The organism is Chryseobacterium sp. PvR013 (assembly GCF_017833095.1).
In the GTDB taxonomy this organism is placed as follows: Bacteria; Bacteroidota; Bacteroidia; order Flavobacteriales; family Weeksellaceae; genus Chryseobacterium; species Chryseobacterium culicis_A.
The window spans coordinates 4,352,333-4,371,627 of record NZ_JAFIBT010000001.1 but is presented as its reverse complement, the minus strand read 5'-3'; the positions used below and the strand labels follow the sequence as shown (position 1 = coordinate 4,371,627).

Below are 19,295 nucleotides of genomic sequence, written 5' to 3'. Positions count from 1 at the left end.
ATATATTTGCACCATCTAACAATTAAAAAAATAATTTACTATGTCAGACATTGCATCAAGAGTAAAAGCTATCATCGCTGATAAGCTTGACGTTGAAGAAACAGAAGTAACTCCTGAAGCTAGCTTCACTAACGATTTAGGAGCTGATTCACTAGATACAGTTGAGTTAATCATGGAATTTGAAAAAGAATTTAACATTCAGATCCCTGATGACCAAGCTGAAAAAATTACTACTGTAGGACACGCTATCGCTTACATCGAAGAAGTAGTAAATAAATAATATTCTTCAACAAAAAAGAAATTAAACAAAGTTTATGGAATTAAAAAGAGTAGTTGTAACCGGATTTGGAGCAATAACGCCAATAGGAAATAATGCAAAAGAATACTGGGAAAATCTTGTGAAAGGTGAGAGCGGTGCCGCTCCGATTACTCTTTTTGATGCCACAAACTTTAAAACAAAGTTCGCTTGCGAGGTGAAAAATTTCGATCCGTTACAGCATTTCGATAAGAAAGAGGCTAAAAAAATGGACCGAAACACTCAATTGGGACTTGTTGCTGCAAGAGAAGCAGTAGCGCATTCCGGAATTATTGAAGGCAATGTAGATAAAAACAGAGTTGGTGTAATCTGGGGATCCGGAATCGGAGGATTAGAGACTTTTGAAACTGAAGTGTTAGGATGGGCCAATACGGAAATTCCGAGATTTAACCCTTTCTTTATCCCAAAAATGATTGCGGATATCACTCCTGGACATATCTCAATTGAATACGGTTTCCACGGACCTAACTACACGACTGTATCTGCATGTGCATCTTCAGCAAATGCTATAATTGATTCCAAAATGCTGATCCAATTAGGAAAAGCAGATGTTATTGTGTGCGGAGGCTCTGAAGCTGCCGTTACAGCAAGTGGTGTCGGTGGATTCAACGCAATGATGGCACTTTCTACAAGAAATGATGACCCTAAAACTGCTTCAAGACCTTTTGATAAAGACAGAGATGGATTTGTATTGGGTGAAGGAGCCGGCTGTATCATTCTTGAAGAATATGAGCACGCTGTAAAACGTGGTGCTACAATTTATGCAGAATTATTAGGAGGTGGTTTAAGTGCTGATGCACATCACATGACCGCTCCGCATCCTGAAGGCCTTGGTGCTTATCTGGTAATGAAGAGCTGCCTGGAAGATGCAGGTTTAACTGCTGATGAAGTAGATCATATCAATATGCATGGTACTTCTACTCCATTAGGAGACATCGCAGAATCCAATGCTATCTCAAGATTATTAGGCGAGCACGCTTATGACATTCAGATTAATTCTACAAAATCAATGACTGGACACCTTTTAGGAGCTGCCGGAGTTATTGAAGCTATCGCTGCATTGGGAACTATTATTCATGGTACTGTTCCTCCTACCATCAACCATTTTACTGATGATGAAAATATTGACAGCAGACTAAACTTTACGTTTAATACGGCTGTGAAGAAAGATGTAAAAGTAGCCATGAGCAATACTTTTGGATTTGGCGGGCATAACGCTTGCGTTCTATTTAAGAAAATCTAAATTCAATGAATGGAGTTACAGAAATACTTTTCTAAATTCCTTCTCAAAAAAAGAAAAAGACAATTAACGGAGAGAGAATATTTTCTCAGTACCGAGCTTAGTAAAGTATTGGGTACCGAGGTTCAAAATATAGCTCTTTACCGCGAAGCTTTTTCTTTAAAAAATTCTTCTAAAAATCAAGACAGCAATTACGAAAGGCTTGAATTTTTGGGAGATTCTGTTTTGGGTACAATTATTTCTTGTCATTTGTTCCAGACGTATCCTCAGGCTAATGAGGGATATCTGACACAAATGAAATCTAAGATTGTTAATAGGAAAAATCTCAATAAATTAGGAGAAGATCTCAAGCTTACCAACCTTTTGCAAAAGCAAAACAGTTCTTCCGCTTTGGGAGAGAATATCTCCGGAAATTTATTCGAGGCCTTAATCGGTGCCGTTTATTTAGACTTCCATTATGATGCCTGCAAAAGGATCATCTTGGAAAAATTGCTGACCCCTTCTGAGATCAATAAGCTTGAAAACAAAATTGTAAGCTACAAAGGTCTCCTTCTTGAATGGAGCCAAAAGAAGAAGGTTAACATAAAGTACGAAACCTGCGAGGAAATACAGGCAAATAAAGCTGTCGTATTCAGATGTCATGTATGGCTGGGAGATGAAAAGATTGCGAATGCAACTGAGACTTCTAAGAAGAAAGCAGAGGAAAAAGCAGCACATAGGGCATTTTATATTTTAAATAAAAAAGAAAATATACTTGGAAATTCAAAAACTTTATGATCTTGATGATATAGAATTTGAAGATATTGCCATAGGATTGGTAAGATTAGCCAAAGATGTACCTGCTCACGAGTTTTTCTATAAAATAAATCAAACAAACGACCTCAATTTTTCAAGAAAGAAAGATCTTGTCTTTCATGGGGGATATTATGATTATCTTTTTCCAAGATTTGAAGCCTACCACAAGTTTTCAAAGACCTGTTTCACCTTCATTTCAAATAAATCTTCTGAAAGTAAGCAAAAAAAAATTCAGACAGAACTCTTTACAGAAGAAGAAAACATTAAATTTTTATTAAATAATCAGGTAGATGTGGAATATATTCTGCATAGTTCGGAACAGTTTCCTGATTTTTCCGTAATTTTGCTCCCTGAAAATCTTGTGTTTCCAATTCAAGATTACACACTGAGTTCTGATGAAGAACTTTATCAAATTATCCAGTATTATGAATAAGTATTTAAAGAAGACAAAAATTATCGCAACACTAGGGCCTGCTTCATCGTCGAAGGAGGTAATGTTAGATTTAATGAAAGCGGGTGTTGATATTTTCAGAATAAATTTTTCCCATGCAGATTACGACTTAGTTCGAAAAAATATTGAAATAATTAGAGAGCTAAACAGCGAGTATGGTTATTCAGTGGGAATCTTGGGAGATCTTCAGGGTCCTAAGCTGAGAGTAGGAGTTGTAAAGGAAGGATCTTATCTGAACCCAGGTGATATTCTTACCTTCACCAATGAAAAGATGGAGGGAGATTCCACGAAAGTGTACATGACTTACCAACAGTTTCCACAAGACGTAAAAGTAGGAGAAAGAATCCTTATTGACGATGGGAAGCTGATGTTGGAGGTTACTGAAACCAATGAAATAGATACGGTAAAAGCAAAAACCATTCAAGGAGGGCCGTTAAGCTCTAAAAAAGGAGTTAATTTACCTAATACAAATGTTTCTCTTCCTGCATTGACAGAAAAGGATATTCAGGATGCTAATTTCATGCTTGACATGGAAGTTGACTGGATTGCCTTATCATTTGTTCGTCATGCCCAGGATATTATCGACTTGAAGGAGCTTATCAAGGCGCATCCAAATGGTAAATTCAAGACTCCGATTATTGCAAAGATTGAAAAGCCTGAAGGGGTTAAAAATATTGAAGAAATCCTTCTTGAATGTGATGGATTAATGGTAGCTCGTGGAGACCTTGGAGTAGAAGTTCCAATGGAAGAAGTTCCTGCAATTCAAAAAAACCTGGTAGAAAAAGCAAGATTCTATTCTAAGCCGGTGATTATCGCTACCCAGATGATGGAAACGATGATCAACAGCTTAACACCAACCAGAGCGGAAGTAAATGACGTTGCCAACTCTGTATTGGATGGTGCAGATGCCGTAATGCTTTCGGGAGAAACTTCTGTAGGGAGATATCCGGTACAGGTTGTGGAAAACATGGCCAAAATTGTAAAGAATATCGAAACCACTCATTTTTACCAACATAAAAATGAGCCTATCGAAAAAGATTATAACTGTATTGATGAGAGATTCATTACCAACAGGGTTTGCCTTGCCGCGGTAAGAATTGCTAAAACAACAAACGTTTCTGCTATTGTAACGCTTACTCACTCTGGATACACTGCTTTCCAGCTTGCAGCCCACAGACCAAACTCTCACATCATTGTATATAGTGGTAACAAAAGGGTTATTACCATGCTGAACCTTCTTTGGGGTGTTCACGCATACTATTATGATATGAAGAAATCTACTGATGAAACGATTATCCAGGTAAATATGTTAACGCATAATTATGGCTATATCGAAACAGGAGATTTCGTAATCAATATCAATGCAACTCCATCCTATGAAGGTGGAAAAACCAATACATTGAGATTGACTACTGTATAAGCAATAAGCAAAATTACTTTTTGTCAAAACATAAAAAACTCCTGGAAATTGATTTCCGGGAGTTTTTTTATATTATAAAATTGGCTCATGAATACATTGTACAATATACTACGGTACAATCTAATTACCTACAATAGTCTTAGCTGTCACGAATTCTTTTAAAGCCAACAGAGACAATTCTGTTCCATATCCTGAAGCTTTTGTTCCTCCAAATGGAAAACGCGGATCAGAACTCGTCATACGATTGATATTGACAGTTCCTGACTCAAGGTTTTCAATGAAGAATAACTGGCGTTCTTTATTTTTCGTCCAAACAGAATTAGAAAGTCCGAAAGGAATATCATTCGCCATCTGCAAAGCTTCTTCCTGATTTTTTGCTATCATAATCATTCCAAGAGGTCCGAAAAGTTCTTCTTTCAAAATTGGATTTCCTTCCTGAACTCTGATTAAACCAGGTTTAAATTCATTTTCAGAAACCCTTTCCAAAGGAATGATAATTTCGGCACCATTTTCCAGCGCTCTGTTGAACTGCGCTTCCAACTCATCAGCAAGATCAGGTCTAGCCATTCCTGCTAATTTCGTTTCTTTATTTAAAGGATCTCCAATTTCATATTTTTTATATTCTTCAATAAATATTGGTAAAAACTGATCCTCAATCTTTTCATCAATAATAAATCTTTTGGCTGCAGTACAGGTTTGTCCACAGTTTTGAAGTCTTGATTTCACTCCCGCTTTTGCTGCATCTTCCAGGTCTGCATCATCAAAAATGATAAAAGAATCACTACCACCCAGTTCAAGCAAAGATTTTTTGATATTTAATCCGGCTATTGAAGCCACTTCTCCACCTGCTTTTCCACTTCCTGTTAAGCTCACTCCTCTTACAGCATCGTGTTCAAGGATTTCTTTTACAGCTTTGTGTCCTACTTCAAGATTTTGAAAAATACCTTCAGGAAAACCTGCTTCCAGAAGAACATCTACAATGGCATTTCCACTTCCGAAACAAATTGATGCATGCTTTAAAACCACTGTATTTCCAGCCAAAATTGCAGGAGTAGCAAATCTTAATACCTGCCAAAAAGGAAAATTCCAAGGCATTACGCCTAAAATTACTCCTTTGGGAGCATAGTGAACTTCAGAATAAGCAAATTCTGATTCTACTTTCTCAGGTTTTAAAATATTCTCAGCGTTTACATAATAATTCATCATTAAAGCACACTTTTCTACTTCAGCAATAGATTCTGAAATAGGTTTGTTCATTTCTGTTGTAATTATTCTCCCAAATTTCTCCGAATTATTCTTTAAAATTTCCGCTGCTTTTGCAATTAACTTCTGCCTTTCCTCAAACGGCACTTTTCTCCATACTGAAAACGCTTTATCTGCTTTAATAAGCTTGCTTTCAATTAATTGTTCCATAATATAAATTTCTGTTTTAAATTCAGCTAATGAATTTATGAGCGCTTTTATTTTAAAAGCACGGTGAAATCAGCAAATTCCATTCCTTAAGGGTTAATAAAATAATGATTTTCTCTATCGGAAGAATATAGCTTTATCTTAAATCATTAGCCATTCATTCACAAGACATGCTGCAAGTCTTGCTGTTCTGTCCTGAATATCGAAAGAAGGATTCACTTCTGCTACATCCAGTGCCAGCAATTTTTTATTTTTTAAGATATGTCTGTAAAAATGCATAAAAGCAGTATCCGCAAAGATACCATTATATGCTGCTGCCGATACTCCGGGAGCAACGGATGCATTAAAGACGTCCATACAAATGGTAAGATAGGCATAATCTACACTGTCCAGCAATTCATCGATACGCTGATAGATGGATGTAAGATTTTCAAAAAATAATTCGTCAGCAAGGATATATTTCATCCCATACTGATGAGCGGTATCAAAAAGCTTTAATGTATTGGAGTTTCTCTGAATTCCAATATGCAAAGAATTGATGGGTCCTTCCTGGGCAATCTGCCAGAATCCGGTGCCAGAACTTGGTCCTACTCCTTTTTCCGGCTGCCTGTTATCAAAATGGGCATCAATATTAATAATACCAATTTTTTGTTCAGGGAAAGCTGTTTTAACCCCTAAATAATGGGCATATGTCACCTCGTGGCCTCCACCCAGCACAAGGGATTTTCCTCCTTTTAAAAGTACTTTTGAAACATTTTTGGCAAGATTATTCTGAGTATTTTCCAGATTGCCGTCCTCACAGGTAACGTTTCCAAAATCCAGCATTGAAAAGTCAGGAAGGATCACCGGAAAATTAGACATATTTTTTCGGATCACATCAGGAGCATCTTTCGCTCCCTGACGGCCTTTATTTCTTCTTACTCCTTCATCTACAGCAAATCCATGCAACGCAAAGTCACCTGTAGAGATGTTGTCGTAATTATGTTCTTCTTTTACTCTTTGAAATAATCTGTGATAGAGAAGTTCTTCTCCGTCCAATCTGCCTTGCCAAATATTACTCATTATTCAGTCATTTGCCTATTGTCTGCCCTTCCATCAGCTCATATTGCAAACACGCTGATGGAAGAACAAATATGGTTAATTTATAATTTTACATCAGATTTCCGTCAATGTACACATTTTCTGCTTTTAAGCTTCCCTGATTATACAGTACATTCTGGAAATTATTGGTTTTGAAAGTCACAAAATCTGCCTTTTTTCCTTCCTGTAGCTGTCCTCTATCCTCAAGATTAAGGGCATAAGCAGCACGGAAAGTCATTCCTGCCAATACTTCAGCTGTAGTCAGTTTCTGGAAAGTGGCTAAAATAGACGCCTGGGTAATTAAATTTCCCATAGGGGCTGATCCCGGATTCCAGTCACTTGCAATGGCTACAATAGCTCCTGCATCCAGTAACTTTCTTGCCGGAGTAAATTTCTCACCCAAACCTAGGCTCGCTCCCGGAAGAGCTGTTGCCACAGTATCAGATTCAGCCAGAAATTGAATATCTTCATCAATGGTTGCTTCTAAATGGTCTGCAGACTTCGCTCCCACTTCTACTGCAATTCTTGAACTTCCAGGGGTAAACTGATCTGCATGAACGGTAATTTCAAAACCTAGTGCTTTTGCTTTAAGTAAGAAATCCTTACTTTCCTCAGGCTGAAAGGCAGACTTTTCAATAAAAATATCTACTCTGTTCGCCAATCCTTCTTCTTTTACTTTTGGTAAAATTTCGGTGATGATATATTGCAGATATTCAGGATTGCTTCCTTCAAAATCTCTTGGTTTCAAGTGAGCTGAAAGACAGGTAGGAACTAAAGTTGCCTTAGTTTCGTGCTGGGCTTTTTTAATAATTCTAAGCATTTTCAGCTCATTTTCCACATCCAGTCCGTAACCACTTTTCACCTCAATCGTCGTAATTCCCAGCTCAACCAAAAAGTTGATTCTTTCCACTAAAGTTTTCAGTAATTCTTCTTCTGAAGCATTTCTTGTGTGCTGTACAGAACTCCAGATTCCACCACCACTCTCGGCGATTTCCAGATAAGTTTTCCCTGCGTTACGCATGGCAAAATCATTCGCACGGTTTCCTCCGAAACAGATATGGGTATGTGAATCTACAAAAGCAGGAAGAGCAATCTGTTCTCCCTCGATCTGTTCAATTTCTATGGTAGGATTTTCTGTTTTTAATGTTTCGAAATTTCCAACTTTCCGGATGGTATTCTGATCTACTACAATCCCTCCGTCTACAATAATTTCCAGCTGCTCATCGGAAAGTTTTCCTCTTAAGGGTAAGTTAGCAAGGGTCACCACCTGCTTAAATGGTCCTATTAATTTCATTAGTCTAAAGTTAATGCAATGTTTAGATTCAGGCTGATTAGTTCTTCAATCAGCACCTGTCTGCTAAACAGTCAAAATTTTATTAATTTTTATTAATAATTTCTCCTCTCAAAAATACTTAAAATATCCCAATTATTTAAATCTTAGGTGTTCTCATTTTCAACCCTGGCTAAAACCTCTGTATCAATCTTAACGTTTTCTCAATCTGCCCTTCAACCTTAGTCGAAATTTGCTATCTTTGAAGTAAATGAAATGAATTAATGCCAGATTTTTTACATCCAGATAAGGAAAACTACTCACGAGAGGAGCTGATGCAGGAAGAACAGATCCGTCCCCAAAGCTTTAAAGATTTTGCAGGACAGAGAAAAACGCTGGAGAACCTTGAAGTTTTTGTTACCGCTGCAAAAAGACGTGGCGGAGCACTAGATCATGTTTTATTACACGGTCCGCCAGGGCTTGGTAAAACTACGTTGGCCAATATTATCGCTAATGAGCTTGGAGTAAACTGTAAGATTACTTCTGGTCCTGTATTGGACAAACCTGGTAGCTTGGCTGGTTTATTGACCAATCTGGAAGAAAATGATGTTCTTTTCATTGATGAAATTCACCGTCTTTCTCCTGTTGTAGAGGAATATTTGTATTCTGCAATGGAAGATTACAAGATTGACATCATGCTGGAAACAGGTCCCAATGCCAGAAGTGTACAGATCGGACTGAATCCGTTTACCCTGGTGGGAGCCACTACAAGAAGTGGTATGCTTACCAAACCAATGCTTGCCCGATTCGGGATTCAAAGCAGGCTGGAGTATTACTCTGTTGAATTGTTATCAATGATTATTCAGAGAAGTGCAAGGGTTTTGGGAGTTGTTATTTATGAAGATGCCGCCATAGAAATTGCAAGAAGAAGCCGTGGAACACCAAGGATTGCCAATGCATTATTGAGAAGGGTACGTGATTTTGCTGAGATCAAAGGAAATGGTGAAATTGAGATTAAGATCACAAAATATGCCCTGGATTCTTTGAATGTGGATGAATTTGGTCTGGATGAAATGGACAATAAGATCATGCGCGTCATGATTGAAAACTTTAAGGGAAAACCAGTAGGTATTTCTGCGCTTGCCACATCCATTGCTGAAAATCCGGAAACACTGGAAGAAGTGTATGAGCCGTTTCTGATTCAGGAAGGATTTATTATCAGAACCCCGAGAGGAAGAGAAGTTACAGATAAGGCTTACAAGCATTTGAATATTACAAGACCTAAAAATCCGGGAGAGCTATTTTAATTCAAAGTTTTGAGTTTAAAGTTCAAGGATTTTAGGGTAAGGTTAACAAGAATTTTTAGTTTATGTTTATTCCCAAATTATATAAAAGCGAAGATTACCATTTGATGAGAGAGATCATCAAAGAAAATTCTTTTGCTTTACTGATCTCTTCTGTTGATAAGATAAGAGCGACCCATTCTATGATGATGCTTAATGAGGATGATCCGGAAAATGCTTATATTGAAACTCATATTTCGAGAGCTAACCCACAGGCAAAAACCTTACAAAACGGGGATGAAGTTCTTTGTGATTTTCTAGGTGCCCACACCTACATATCCAGCAGCTGGTATGATCATATTAATGTTTCCACCTGGAATTATGAAGCGGTACAGATTCACGGAAAAGTTGAAGTAATGGATCATGATGAGCTGTATGCCCATTTGGATAAATTAACATCCAAATATGAAAGCTTCCAGCAATGTCCAATGATGGTGAAAGATATGGGAAATGCCTTTGTGGAAAAAGAAATGAAGGGGGCTTTTGGAATTAAAGTTATTCCAACCGAAATATTTATCAAACAAAAGCTTTCTCAGAACAGAAAAGAGACGGATTTCAACAACATTATCAGCCAACTTGAACAAGCTGATGATAACGCAAGAAAGATTGCGGAGAAAATGAAACAAATAAAAAAATAATCAAAATATACATATGAAGTTATATCCAATACAATGTGGAAAATTTAAACTGGACGGCGGTGCTATGTTCGGAGTCGTCCCGAAGAGTCTGTGGGAAAAAACGAACCCGGCAGACGAAAAAAACCTGATCGAATTGGGAACCCGCTCCCTGCTTATTGAAGACGGGAAAAAACTGATCCTGGTAGACTGTGGCCTTGGTAACAAACAGGATGATAAATTTTTCGGACACTACTCTCTTTGGGGAGACGATACTCTAGATAAAAATCTTAAAAAATACGGCTTTGTAAAGGAGGATATTACGGATGTATTCCTTACGCATCTTCACTTCGACCACTGTGGTGGTGCTATAGAATGGAATGATGACAGAACCGGATACAGACCAGCCTTCAAAAATGCCCATTTCTGGACTAATGAAAATCACTGGCAGTGGGCAACAGAACCTAATGCAAGAGAAAAAGCAAGCTTCCTGAAGGAAAATATTATGCCTATGCAGGAAAGCGGACAACTTAACTTTTTGCCTCTTCCTACCACCGGAAATTACGGCTTTGCTCCGGACCTGAAAATGGATGTCATCTTTGTAGACGGACATACCGAAAAACAGATGCTACCGGTCATTCAATACCAGGAAAAAACAGTTGTCTTTGCCGCCGACCTTATTCCTACTGCAGGACATATCAACCCGGTGTATGTGATGGGATATGATACCAGACCTCTTTTAACAATGGAAGAAAAAGGAAAATTCCTTAAGCAATGTGTAGACAACGAATATTTACTGTTCTTTGAGCATGATGCGCATAACGAGCTTGCAAGTCTTAAAATGACTGACAAAGGAGTAAGGCTTGATGAAACGTTTAGCTTTAATGATGTTTTTGGATATTAATTTTGAATCATGGAAGAATTACATTCAGAAACACAACAGACAGAACCGGAACCAGCACCCAAGATCATTGGTTTAACCGGAGGAATAGGCTCAGGAAAAACCACAGTAGCACGCTTTATAGAGGAATTCGGTTTTCCGGTCTATTATTCCGATGATAGAGCTAAGGCCATCGTTAATGAAAGCGAAGATCTGAAAATAAAAATCAAAGAACTTCTTGGTGAAGAATCTTATGATGAAAATGGATTGTATGACAGAAAATTTGTTGCTGATAAAGTTTTTAATAACAGAGATCTGCTTCAGCAATTAAACGAAATCATACACCCTGCCGTAAGGGTTGATTTTGAAGACTGGGTAAAGAAACAAAGCAAATATTTAGTTTTCAAAGAAACAGCACTATTGTTTGAGCTGAAGCTCAACAGACAATGTTACAAATCTCTTTTGGTAACCGCTGAGGATAATATCAGGATCAAAAGGGTAATGGATAGAGATCAGAAAACCTACCGCGAGGTAGAAACTGTCATGGAAAAACAAATGCCTGAAAGGGATAAAATTAAAATGGCAGATTGTATCATCTACAACAATACCAATCTGGAAGAATTAAAAGAACAGACTGAGAAAGTGATCTTCAGTATTGAATAAATAAGAACTCGTTAGAAGCTTTTCTAACGAGTTTTTTTTCTGCTAAAAAATATTTCTTAGGGAAGATTCAACCAAGATTCTTTTGCAAAAAATAAGCCTCCATTTCTGGAGGCTTATTCTATCTGAAATTTAAATGATTTATTCTTTGATAAATTTCTTTTGGGCAGTATTACCGTTATCATCGATATCAATCACATAAACACCGTTAATCAATCTGCTTACGTTGATCTGGTTGTTTAATAAGATACCGTCAGCGATTACCTGTCCTGCAGCATTGTAGATCTTATATTTAGCTCTCTTGCTAACATTTTTCACAAACAATACTGAGCTTACCGGGTTAGGATAAATCATGACACTTGTCTGATCAATCGGATTAGCAACGATCGGTTTAGAGATTCTTACCGTGTAATCCTCTACTTCTCCGTTTTTGAAGTCAGTACAGTTTACAGGGATACCGTCTCTTGACATCGCTACTCTCATCACTACATACTTATAGTCTGTCATACTTACAAAAGCATCTGCAGGGACATTGAATTTACCAGATACAGGGCTGTTTGAATTCGGTGAAGAAGTGAATACTCTTTCGTTGATATCAAACTCTCCATTTCTGTTGAAGTCAATCCATACTGCGATTCCTTCGTTGTAAGTAGTTCCTGTCCATTTCTTCTCGATGATGATCTCATTGTCAGTTGATCCCTGAATCATTTCGATGAATGTCTTAGGTACTCCTGTATAATCTGTATAGGTAGAAGCTCCGGATTCATTTTCCATTGTTTTCTTACCTGTAGGCTTCACAGTAACTTTAGAAATATGCTCTCCTGTAGAACTTTCTGCTTTCATTTTACAGTAAATTACTGTAGGTGTTGTAAAGTAATATGGAGGAGTATAGTTTCCTGGTGTACCGTTACAGATATTGACTACCTGCATCTCATATTTCGTTAATTCTGTAAGTCCTGTTAATACAAGATTATTAACTAATGAAGGTACTTCTGTCCAGCTTGGAATTCCTACTTTTCTATATCTAAGAACGTATGTCGCTCCTGGGAAAGGATCCCACTGAATCGCTGCCGATGTAGGAAGCAATTGAGTAATTGTTAATCCTGGAGGAGGAATTTCACATATTCTTTCTGTAGTAAATACTTTAGGGTTAGAATATGGATTCAATGTTGTTTCTCCGTTACACTGGTTCGCAATCTGAACTTCATATGTAGTATATGGATCTAAAGGAGTTGCACTTCCTAATACATAAGTATTTGCAGGAGCTGCTGGTAAACTCACAATATTCCAAGTAGTAGTCCCTACTTTTCTCCATCTCATCGTATACGTAGAGCTTGCTGCTAGCGGAGCCCATGTAATCAATGCTGTTGTTGGAGTAATGTTACTTACCGTTACATTTGGAGGAGTAGGATCACATCTCGTAGTAAATGTTTTGATAGGAGTTGCAGTTCCCACGATATCTCCACAAATTGCTGCTACCTCTACTTCATAAGTAGTAGCTGGTGTCAATCCATTAATAACTAACGGAAGGTTACCCAATTGTGCTGAAGCATATACTTCTGTCCAGGCTGTTGTTCCCTGAACTCTGTATCTTACTACATAGCTCACTCCTGCTCCTGTGATGGTAACAGTAGCTGTTGTATGCGTTGTAGTAAATGTTGGTGCGTTAGGAGTTGCATTGCTACAAGGTCTGATTCTGACTCTGTAATCTTCAACTTCTCCATCCACTGCATTCTGGCACATTGTAGGAGCACTTGTACGCTTCAGTACAACTCTCATTGTAGTTGTCAATGGTCCTGTATAAGCAGTTGAAGGAACAGCAAAAGTAGCTGTAACCGGAGTAGTTGTGTTAGCTGGAGAAATTAAGATTCTCTCAGCATCTGTAAACTGTCCGTTTCTGTCAAAGTCAATCCAAGCTGTTACAGCGTCATTACCTGTTGCGCCTGTCCATCCTTTTGCTACAGAGATTTTATTATTTTGAGAATTTACATCTAAAGTAATAAGAGTCTCCGGAGTAGTATAGCTGATATAATTTGTCTGTACTGAAGTATTATTCATTGGTGGAACTCCAAGATTCGAAGAGGTAATTGTTACATTCGAAATATGGTCATTCGTTCCTGTACCTGTCATTTGACAGTAAGACAATGGTGGTGTTGTAAATGTTACTGATCCTGAATAAGCTCCTGTAGAACCGTTACAAGTTGTTGAAACCTGAACTTCATAATTAGTCTGCTCATTAAGACCTGTAATTCCATAGTAGTTCTGACCTGCAGGAACAGTTGCTGTTTGCCAAACACCTCCAGGAGTTGTTCTCCATCTAATGTTATAAGTAGCTCCAGCAGTAGCAACCCATGATACTGTTGCCGTAGTTGCCCCAATATTATTTACGGTAATATTTGTCGGAGGAGCCGTTGTACAGTTTTGAGGATCTACAAATTTTACTGCATAATCTTCTACTTCTCCCTGAGTGAATGTGCCACAAGGATTAGCATTATCAAAATATCTCATCACTACACGCATACGGGTAGGAAGAGTTCCTGTATATACATTACCACTTGCAACGGTAGGCACTGCAAAAGTAGCCGTTACCGGAGTAGTTGTGTTATAGGTAGTATTAAGAATTCTCTCACTGGTTTCAAATGTTCCGTTTCTGTTAAAGTCTACCCAAGCTGAAACTCCGTATGAAGTAGGAGAACCTGGCCAGTATTTGTTGACAGAAATTTTATTATTTGCTGAACCTCTTTCAAAGATAACTACTCTTGTAGCATCTGTTGTATAATCTTTATAATTGTCAGATCCGGAATTACTCAACATGATAGGAGTATTCGTAGGAGTAACAGTTACATTATTAATATATCCACTTGTTGCGGTATTACCTGTAGGACCTGCTGTACAATAAGTAAGAGCTGGCGTTGTAAAAGTAACACTTGATGAGAATGCTCCAGTTGTTCCTCCACAAACAGTAGCTACCTGTACCTCATATGTAGTCTGCTCCAATAATCCTGCAAGTATTTGATTACTGATTAATGGGGTATTGACTGCAATCTGCTGCCATGCTCCGGAAGGAGAAACTCTGTATCTTACAATATAAGTAGCTCCTGTAGCTGATGTCCAAGTAACATTAGCAGAAGAAGGAGTTACGTTATTTACCATAATATTAGAAGGCGGTGCTGTAGAACAAGGTGATAAGTCTATAAACTTAACAGCATAGTCTTCAGTTTCACCATAAGAGTATGTTCCACAAGCATTAATAGGGCTGTATTCGTTTAATACAACACGCATTTTTGTAGTCAGGTTTCCAGTGTAAACACCACCGGCAACATTTGGTACTGTAAATGTAGCGGTAACCGGAGTTGTTGTATTACTTGGTGAAGTAAGTACTCTTTCATTTGTTTCAAAAACACCATTACGGTTAAAATCAATCCAAACTCCTGTTAAGAAGCTATATTGATAACCTGGCCAGGTCTTTGAAACAGAAACAGTAGCACTACCTCCTCTTACCAAAGTAACTACTCTTGTAGGATCTGTACTGTAATCTGTATAACCACTCTGATCAGAGTTGCTGGTCATGGACGGAGCGCCTTGTGCATTAACAGAAACCTGGTTGATATATCCATCAATAAAAGTACTCGTAGCACCGGACGCACAATAACTAAGTGCCGGCGTTGTAAAGTTTACGCTGGAAGAGAATGCTCCCTGAGTACCACCGCAAATCGTAGCTACCTGAACTTCATACTGTGTCTGTTCGGTTAATCCCGTAATAAGCTGATTTCCCACCAAAGGAGTTGTAACATTGATTGTTGTCCAGGCGCCTCCTGATACAGGTCTGTACCTTACCACATAAGTAGCTCCTGCAGAAAGATACCAACCTACATTAGCTGAAGTTGTTGTCAGGTTTGAAACCGTGATATTTGTAGGTGGAGCTGTTGAACAAGCCGGTAGCGGGTGGCTTTCCAATTGTATTCTAGGAATATCTGCAAGTCTGTCTTTTGCAGAAGGGGGTGCAGCAGGATCCGGGTTTGTAGTATCTTCATAATAGATGATACCTCGGTTTGCCCCTGCATTATAAGATCCCCAAGCCGTACCTGGCGAAGATGAATAGCCTGGAGTTTTTTCATTTACAGCAACTACCAGGTTGTCTGTTCCGTTCCATAAAAACGGTGTAGCCAATTGAAGAGTTACCCAGTTTCCGTTTGTTAAGTTAGGTAAAGTTCCGGCAAACACCTGAGTTAAAGAACCTAACGGAACCCAGTTTGTATTGGACGTAAAGGCATTCTGGGTTGTATTACCCATATATACCACCCAATCCTTATACACATCCTGAGAAGTTGAAACGGTAGTGGAATAAAACTTTATGGCTGTGATATAGTTCGACGTACCTATGGCCGTCGTAAGCTCCGCAGCAGTATAAATCTGCTGAGAATAACTATACCCATAATAGGAACGTATGGGGAGATACACAGAGGTACCCGTTCCTGTCCCGATCTGCCCTGCCTGAGCCGAGACTTTGGATACAAAGCCTGTACAAATCAAACAGAGAAACAGAATTAAAGAGGTAAAGAGTTTCTTCATAATGTTTTCATTATAATATTAATCACACAAATCTAATCATTTTTTATTATTAATTTATAAGTGCATTTGGGTTTTTTCTGAAAAAAAACAATATTTTTTCCACTTATGCTCTAAATAAAGAAATCCCCGGGACTTCCCGGGGATTTACTAATATTTAAATGTTATCTTTATTTCTTGATAAATTTAGATTTGAATTGTTCAATTCCTTTATCATCTATTGTAATTACGTATCCACCTTTAACTAAAGTTGAAACATTTACCTTTCCACTATTGATATTTCCTCTATCTACTAATTGTCCGGCAGCACTATAAATTTTATAAGTTGCTTTATCTGAAACTTTAGTAACGTTTAGAACATCCGTTGCAGGATTTGGATAAATCTGAATACCATTATTTTTAACAGCATTTTCAGAAGTAGCAAGGTTACCTGTAATAACTACGTTATAGTCTTCAACTTCTCCGTAATCGAAAAGATCTCCACATACATAATCTGAAGGTAATGATAAACCAACATTTCCGTTTCCAGTACCAGCTCCAACATAGAATGCTACCACTCTCATTCTTAATGGCTGTCCTTCTACAGCATTACTTGGAATTGCAACATTTGCATTGATCACCGTTGATGGCTGCGTTAATGTCACAGGATAATTCAATACTCTTTCTGAATCACTGAAAACACCATCCTTGTTAAAGTCAATAAATGCTGCTACAGCATCATAATCTGCAATATCAGGATTACCTACAGTAACAGACATAGGATAAGTATTTCCTTTTGTTAAGTTAATCTGAAGAGCTGAATTCGTAGTATAGTTTGTATATGTACTGTTTGCAGAAGTATTATTTACATTGGCAAGAGTTACATTGGCAATATACTCATAGTTTGCACTTCCTGTAGAAGCTGTACAATAAGTAAGTGCAGGTGTACTGAAGTTTACAGAAGTTGAATATGTTCCTACCGTAGTACCACAAACTAAAGCTACCTGAACTTCATAAGTTGTACCATCAATTAAGTTACTTAAGTTGATTGAAGGAACTGTTGTATCCGCCTCAGTCCATACAGTTGAACCTACTTTTCTGTAACGTACTTTATAAGTAGCTCCAGTATAAGACATCCATGATACACTTCCTGAAGATACCGTGATGTTGCTCACCACTACGTTAGTTGGCGCCGCACTGCTACATGCAGATAGAGGAGCGATACTAACAGGACCTACAGCATAGAAAACATTTCCTATTGAAGAAATTCTTACTTTAATAGTCTGACCGTTCAATGAAGAAGGGAAAGTAAAGTTTTCAGATCCGTCGTTAGGAGTTGAAGCTGATAATACAGTCCAAGTTGTTCCGTTATCTGTAGTATAGTCAATCTTTACGTTAGCAACATTATAAGGAGCTGCGTTAGTATTTGCAACAATCCACTGAACCGGAGTTGGAGTATTCACATCAGCATATTGATTAGCTAATCTGAAAGGACCATTATCTCCTACAACAATTGTCTGAACTTTAAAAGCTGACTGCTGTTGAGCTACGTTAGAATTGTTATCTCTTACAGTTAATGCAAAATTTGTAGTTCTTGCTATAGTAGATACAGCCTCCCAAGTATTGTTTGCATTATTTAGTACTCCACTCATTACAGAAGCAAATTTCGGGAAGTATCTTGTTGGGCTTGCGTTTGGAGCTGCAGATCTGAAAGAAGCTCCAGACATTGTATTTCCTAAGTTATACTTATCAATAGAAACTGAAGCGTCATCCACCTCTTCCCAAGAATAAGTCATTGGATCATTTTCAGGATCTGTAGCACTACCTGTTAAAGCAAAAGCAGTCCCTTTTGGTATTGTATATGTTGGAAGATCAGCAATTACCGGAGGGTTATTGGTAATTGTAGTTTCTACGTCACAAGTTTTTGCAATTAAGTTAGCTTGTACCTGACCGATACTTGCTTTATGGAAATAAGGATCAGAATTAGCCTGAACATCTGTATCAGGACCTGTAATACCTGCGTATCCCATGATGGTAGTTCCTGAACCTGGTTCCATATTCACACCACTTCCTTCAAGATTGTGAGAGAAAGTATGGTTAGCTCCTAACTGGTGACCCATCTCATGGGCAACGTAGTCGATATCAAAGCTATCTCCTGATGGAATTCCGTTCGCTGGAGAAGTAAATCCTGAACCTTTTCCTTTAGGAACTGAAGTGGTAGGATTAATACATACACACCCGATACATCCGGCGTTTCCTCCACCTCCTGATTTACCGAATAAGTGTCCGATATCGTAGTTGACATCTCCTACATTGGCCGTCAAAGCAGCCTGAAGTTGTCCATTCCATGCTCCCCCTGCTCCTGTTGCAGCAGCAGAATATGGATCTGTAGCAGGGTCAATATAAATTACATTAGGAAAATTCTGCAAATTCAAATGCAATGCAAAATCTTTTTCAAAAACTCCATTTACTCTGGTTAAAGTATTGTTGATGGCAACAAGTGCAGGAGCTCTTTTTTGGTCATCTGTAGCTGTAGCAGGTACACCAGCAAGTCCCATAAAGTATTGGGTATACTCACCAGTAACAGACATTGCCAATCTCATTGTTCTGTATTTCTTATCAGAACTTTTGTTAAAAGTTGTTGCCTGATTAGAGAAGGACTGCCCATTTTTTAATAAAGCATCTATTTCCTTTTTAGCAGCAGGAGATTCTTCTGTAGAACATAAGAAACCATTCTTTTCCTTTTTTGTTTTAGGATGAACAGCATACACTGTTTTATCTGCAGAGGCAGGGTCAATAAATTCATACTTATCTCCATGAATGATCATCGACTGAAAATCATTAGGAGCGATACTGAATCTTAAAAATTTGGTAGGGTCATCGACACTTGATCCAACATAAGATCCCAATTCATACTTGTCTGCCAGTTCTTTTACAACTACTGGAAAACTGTACACATTAAACCTTTCAATCTTCCCGCTCATCGTAGGAAGAGAAATTACTACAGGAGTGGAATTAGATCCCATTTCCTGTGCATTCTTCAGCTGAGATCTCAGTAAGTTCAGGTCTAACTTATAGTACCCATTACCTCTTACATTGGATTGATCTACTCTAAATCCTGTACTTCTTTTGTTATCGTCTCCTTTTTTAAGAGAAGTGGGTGTCCATTGGCCGAACACCGCGCCTCCTATAAAAGTAAACATTAAAGCAGTAAATACTCTTTTCATAAATTAAAACACAATTATAATTTCCGCCAAATATAGCTATT

The 19,295-nt window shown here is 38.0% G+C and carries 14 protein-coding genes; 9 read left to right on the top strand and 5 right to left on the bottom strand.

All coding sequences use genetic code 11. From position 1 onward, the window contains the following. Positions 1 to 40: 40 nt before the first annotated feature. The 5 genes from JOE44_RS19920 to pyk are packed head-to-tail and all read left to right on the top strand — an operon-like array spanning position 41 to position 4,222. Entirely contained in the window at positions 41 to 280 is a 240-nt protein-coding gene (locus JOE44_RS19920; RefSeq protein WP_002976354.1) for an acyl carrier protein, read from the top strand. A gap of 34 nt (positions 281 to 314) precedes the next feature. After that, positions 315 to 1,559 carry a beta-ketoacyl-ACP synthase II gene (gene fabF / locus JOE44_RS19915; RefSeq protein ID WP_209786933.1) on the top strand — a complete coding sequence of 415 codons (1,245 nt, stop codon included), beginning with the start codon at positions 315 to 317 and terminating at the stop codon, positions 1,557 to 1,559. A gap of 9 nt (positions 1,560 to 1,568) precedes the next feature. Beyond that, complete coding sequence (gene rnc, locus JOE44_RS19910; RefSeq protein ID WP_209786932.1) at positions 1,569 to 2,333, top strand: ribonuclease III; 765 nt, start codon at positions 1,569 to 1,571, stop codon at positions 2,331 to 2,333. After that, complete coding sequence (locus tag JOE44_RS19905; protein WP_209786931.1) at positions 2,311 to 2,784, top strand: IPExxxVDY family protein; 474 nt, start codon at positions 2,311 to 2,313, stop codon at positions 2,782 to 2,784. Before rnc ends, JOE44_RS19905 begins: the two co-directional genes overlap by 23 nt. After that, positions 2,777 to 4,222 (top strand): pyruvate kinase, encoded by a 1,446-nt coding sequence (pyk, locus tag JOE44_RS19900; RefSeq protein ID WP_105681637.1) that lies wholly within the window; start codon positions 2,777 to 2,779, stop codon positions 4,220 to 4,222. Before JOE44_RS19905 ends, pyk begins: the two co-directional genes overlap by 8 nt. Positions 4,223 to 4,342: 120 nt before the next feature. On the opposite strand, the gene JOE44_RS19895 is transcribed toward pyk, so the two are convergent. The 3 genes from JOE44_RS19895 to hutI form a co-directional block, all read right to left on the bottom strand. Beyond that, entirely contained in the window at positions 4,343 to 5,635 is a 1,293-nt protein-coding gene (locus JOE44_RS19895) for an aldehyde dehydrogenase family protein (protein WP_209786930.1), read from the bottom strand. A 138-nt stretch (positions 5,636 to 5,773) separates the two neighbouring features. After that, positions 5,774 to 6,694: a formimidoylglutamase gene (gene hutG, locus JOE44_RS19890; RefSeq protein ID WP_209786929.1), complete on the bottom strand. Its 921-nt coding sequence runs from the start codon at positions 6,692 to 6,694 to the stop codon at positions 5,774 to 5,776. An 88-nt stretch (positions 6,695 to 6,782) separates the two neighbouring features. Further along, the gene (gene hutI, locus JOE44_RS19885; protein ID WP_209786928.1) at positions 6,783 to 8,006 is read right to left on the bottom strand and encodes an imidazolonepropionase; all 1,224 of its coding nucleotides are present in this window, start codon (positions 8,004 to 8,006) and stop codon (positions 6,783 to 6,785) included. Between the two features lie 260 nt (positions 8,007 to 8,266). On the opposite strand from hutI, the gene ruvB reads away from it, so the two are divergent. The 4 genes from ruvB (at position 8,267) to coaE (ending at position 11,482) form a co-directional block, all read left to right on the top strand. Further along, positions 8,267 to 9,289 (top strand): Holliday junction branch migration DNA helicase RuvB, encoded by a 1,023-nt coding sequence (ruvB, locus tag JOE44_RS19880; protein WP_105681642.1) that lies wholly within the window; start codon positions 8,267 to 8,269, stop codon positions 9,287 to 9,289. 62 nt (positions 9,290 to 9,351) lie between these two features. Continuing rightward, positions 9,352 to 9,963 carry an FMN-binding negative transcriptional regulator gene (locus JOE44_RS19875; protein WP_209786927.1) on the top strand — a complete coding sequence of 204 codons (612 nt, stop codon included), beginning with the start codon at positions 9,352 to 9,354 and terminating at the stop codon, positions 9,961 to 9,963. A 13-nt stretch (positions 9,964 to 9,976) separates the two neighbouring features. Then, a complete protein-coding gene (locus JOE44_RS19870) occupies positions 9,977 to 10,843 on the top strand; it encodes an MBL fold metallo-hydrolase (protein WP_209786926.1) in 867 nt (288 codons plus the stop codon). A gap of 9 nt (positions 10,844 to 10,852) precedes the next feature. Beyond that, positions 10,853 to 11,482, top strand: coding sequence for a dephospho-CoA kinase (gene coaE, locus JOE44_RS19865; RefSeq protein WP_209786925.1), 630 nt, complete (start codon positions 10,853 to 10,855; stop codon positions 11,480 to 11,482). 138 nt (positions 11,483 to 11,620) lie between these two features. Here coaE and JOE44_RS19860 read toward each other — a convergent pair whose 3' ends face one another. Continuing rightward, complete coding sequence (locus tag JOE44_RS19860; protein ID WP_209786924.1) at positions 11,621 to 16,051, bottom strand: GEVED domain-containing protein; 4,431 nt, start codon at positions 16,049 to 16,051, stop codon at positions 11,621 to 11,623. 167 nt (positions 16,052 to 16,218) lie between these two features. Then, positions 16,219 to 19,254: a reprolysin-like metallopeptidase gene (locus tag JOE44_RS19855; RefSeq protein WP_209786923.1), complete on the bottom strand. Its 3,036-nt coding sequence runs from the start codon at positions 19,252 to 19,254 to the stop codon at positions 16,219 to 16,221. Positions 19,255 to 19,295: the final 41 nt, after the last annotated feature.

Coding starts and splice junctions, on each gene's coding strand:
- JOE44_RS19920 (WP_002976354.1), top strand. CDS start 41: ATGTCAGACATTGCATCAAGAGTAAAAGCTATCATCGCTGATAAGCTT.
- fabF (WP_209786933.1), top strand. CDS start 315: ATGGAATTAAAAAGAGTAGTTGTAACCGGATTTGGAGCAATAACGCCA.
- rnc (WP_209786932.1), top strand. CDS start 1,569: ATGGAGTTACAGAAATACTTTTCTAAATTCCTTCTCAAAAAAAGAAAA.
- pyk (WP_105681637.1), top strand. CDS start 2,777: ATGAATAAGTATTTAAAGAAGACAAAAATTATCGCAACACTAGGGCCT.
- JOE44_RS19895 (WP_209786930.1), bottom strand. CDS start 5,635: ATGGAACAATTAATTGAAAGCAAGCTTATTAAAGCAGATAAAGCGTTT.
- hutG (WP_209786929.1), bottom strand. CDS start 6,694: ATGAGTAATATTTGGCAAGGCAGATTGGACGGAGAAGAACTTCTCTAT.
- hutI (WP_209786928.1), bottom strand. CDS start 8,006: ATGAAATTAATAGGACCATTTAAGCAGGTGGTGACCCTTGCTAACTTA.
- ruvB (WP_105681642.1), top strand. CDS start 8,267: ATGCCAGATTTTTTACATCCAGATAAGGAAAACTACTCACGAGAGGAG.
- JOE44_RS19875 (WP_209786927.1), top strand. CDS start 9,352: ATGTTTATTCCCAAATTATATAAAAGCGAAGATTACCATTTGATGAGA.
- JOE44_RS19870 (WP_209786926.1), top strand. CDS start 9,977: ATGAAGTTATATCCAATACAATGTGGAAAATTTAAACTGGACGGCGGT.
- coaE (WP_209786925.1), top strand. CDS start 10,853: ATGGAAGAATTACATTCAGAAACACAACAGACAGAACCGGAACCAGCA.
- JOE44_RS19860 (WP_209786924.1), bottom strand. CDS start 16,051: ATGAAGAAACTCTTTACCTCTTTAATTCTGTTTCTCTGTTTGATTTGT.
- JOE44_RS19855 (WP_209786923.1), bottom strand. CDS start 19,254: ATGAAAAGAGTATTTACTGCTTTAATGTTTACTTTTATAGGAGGCGCG.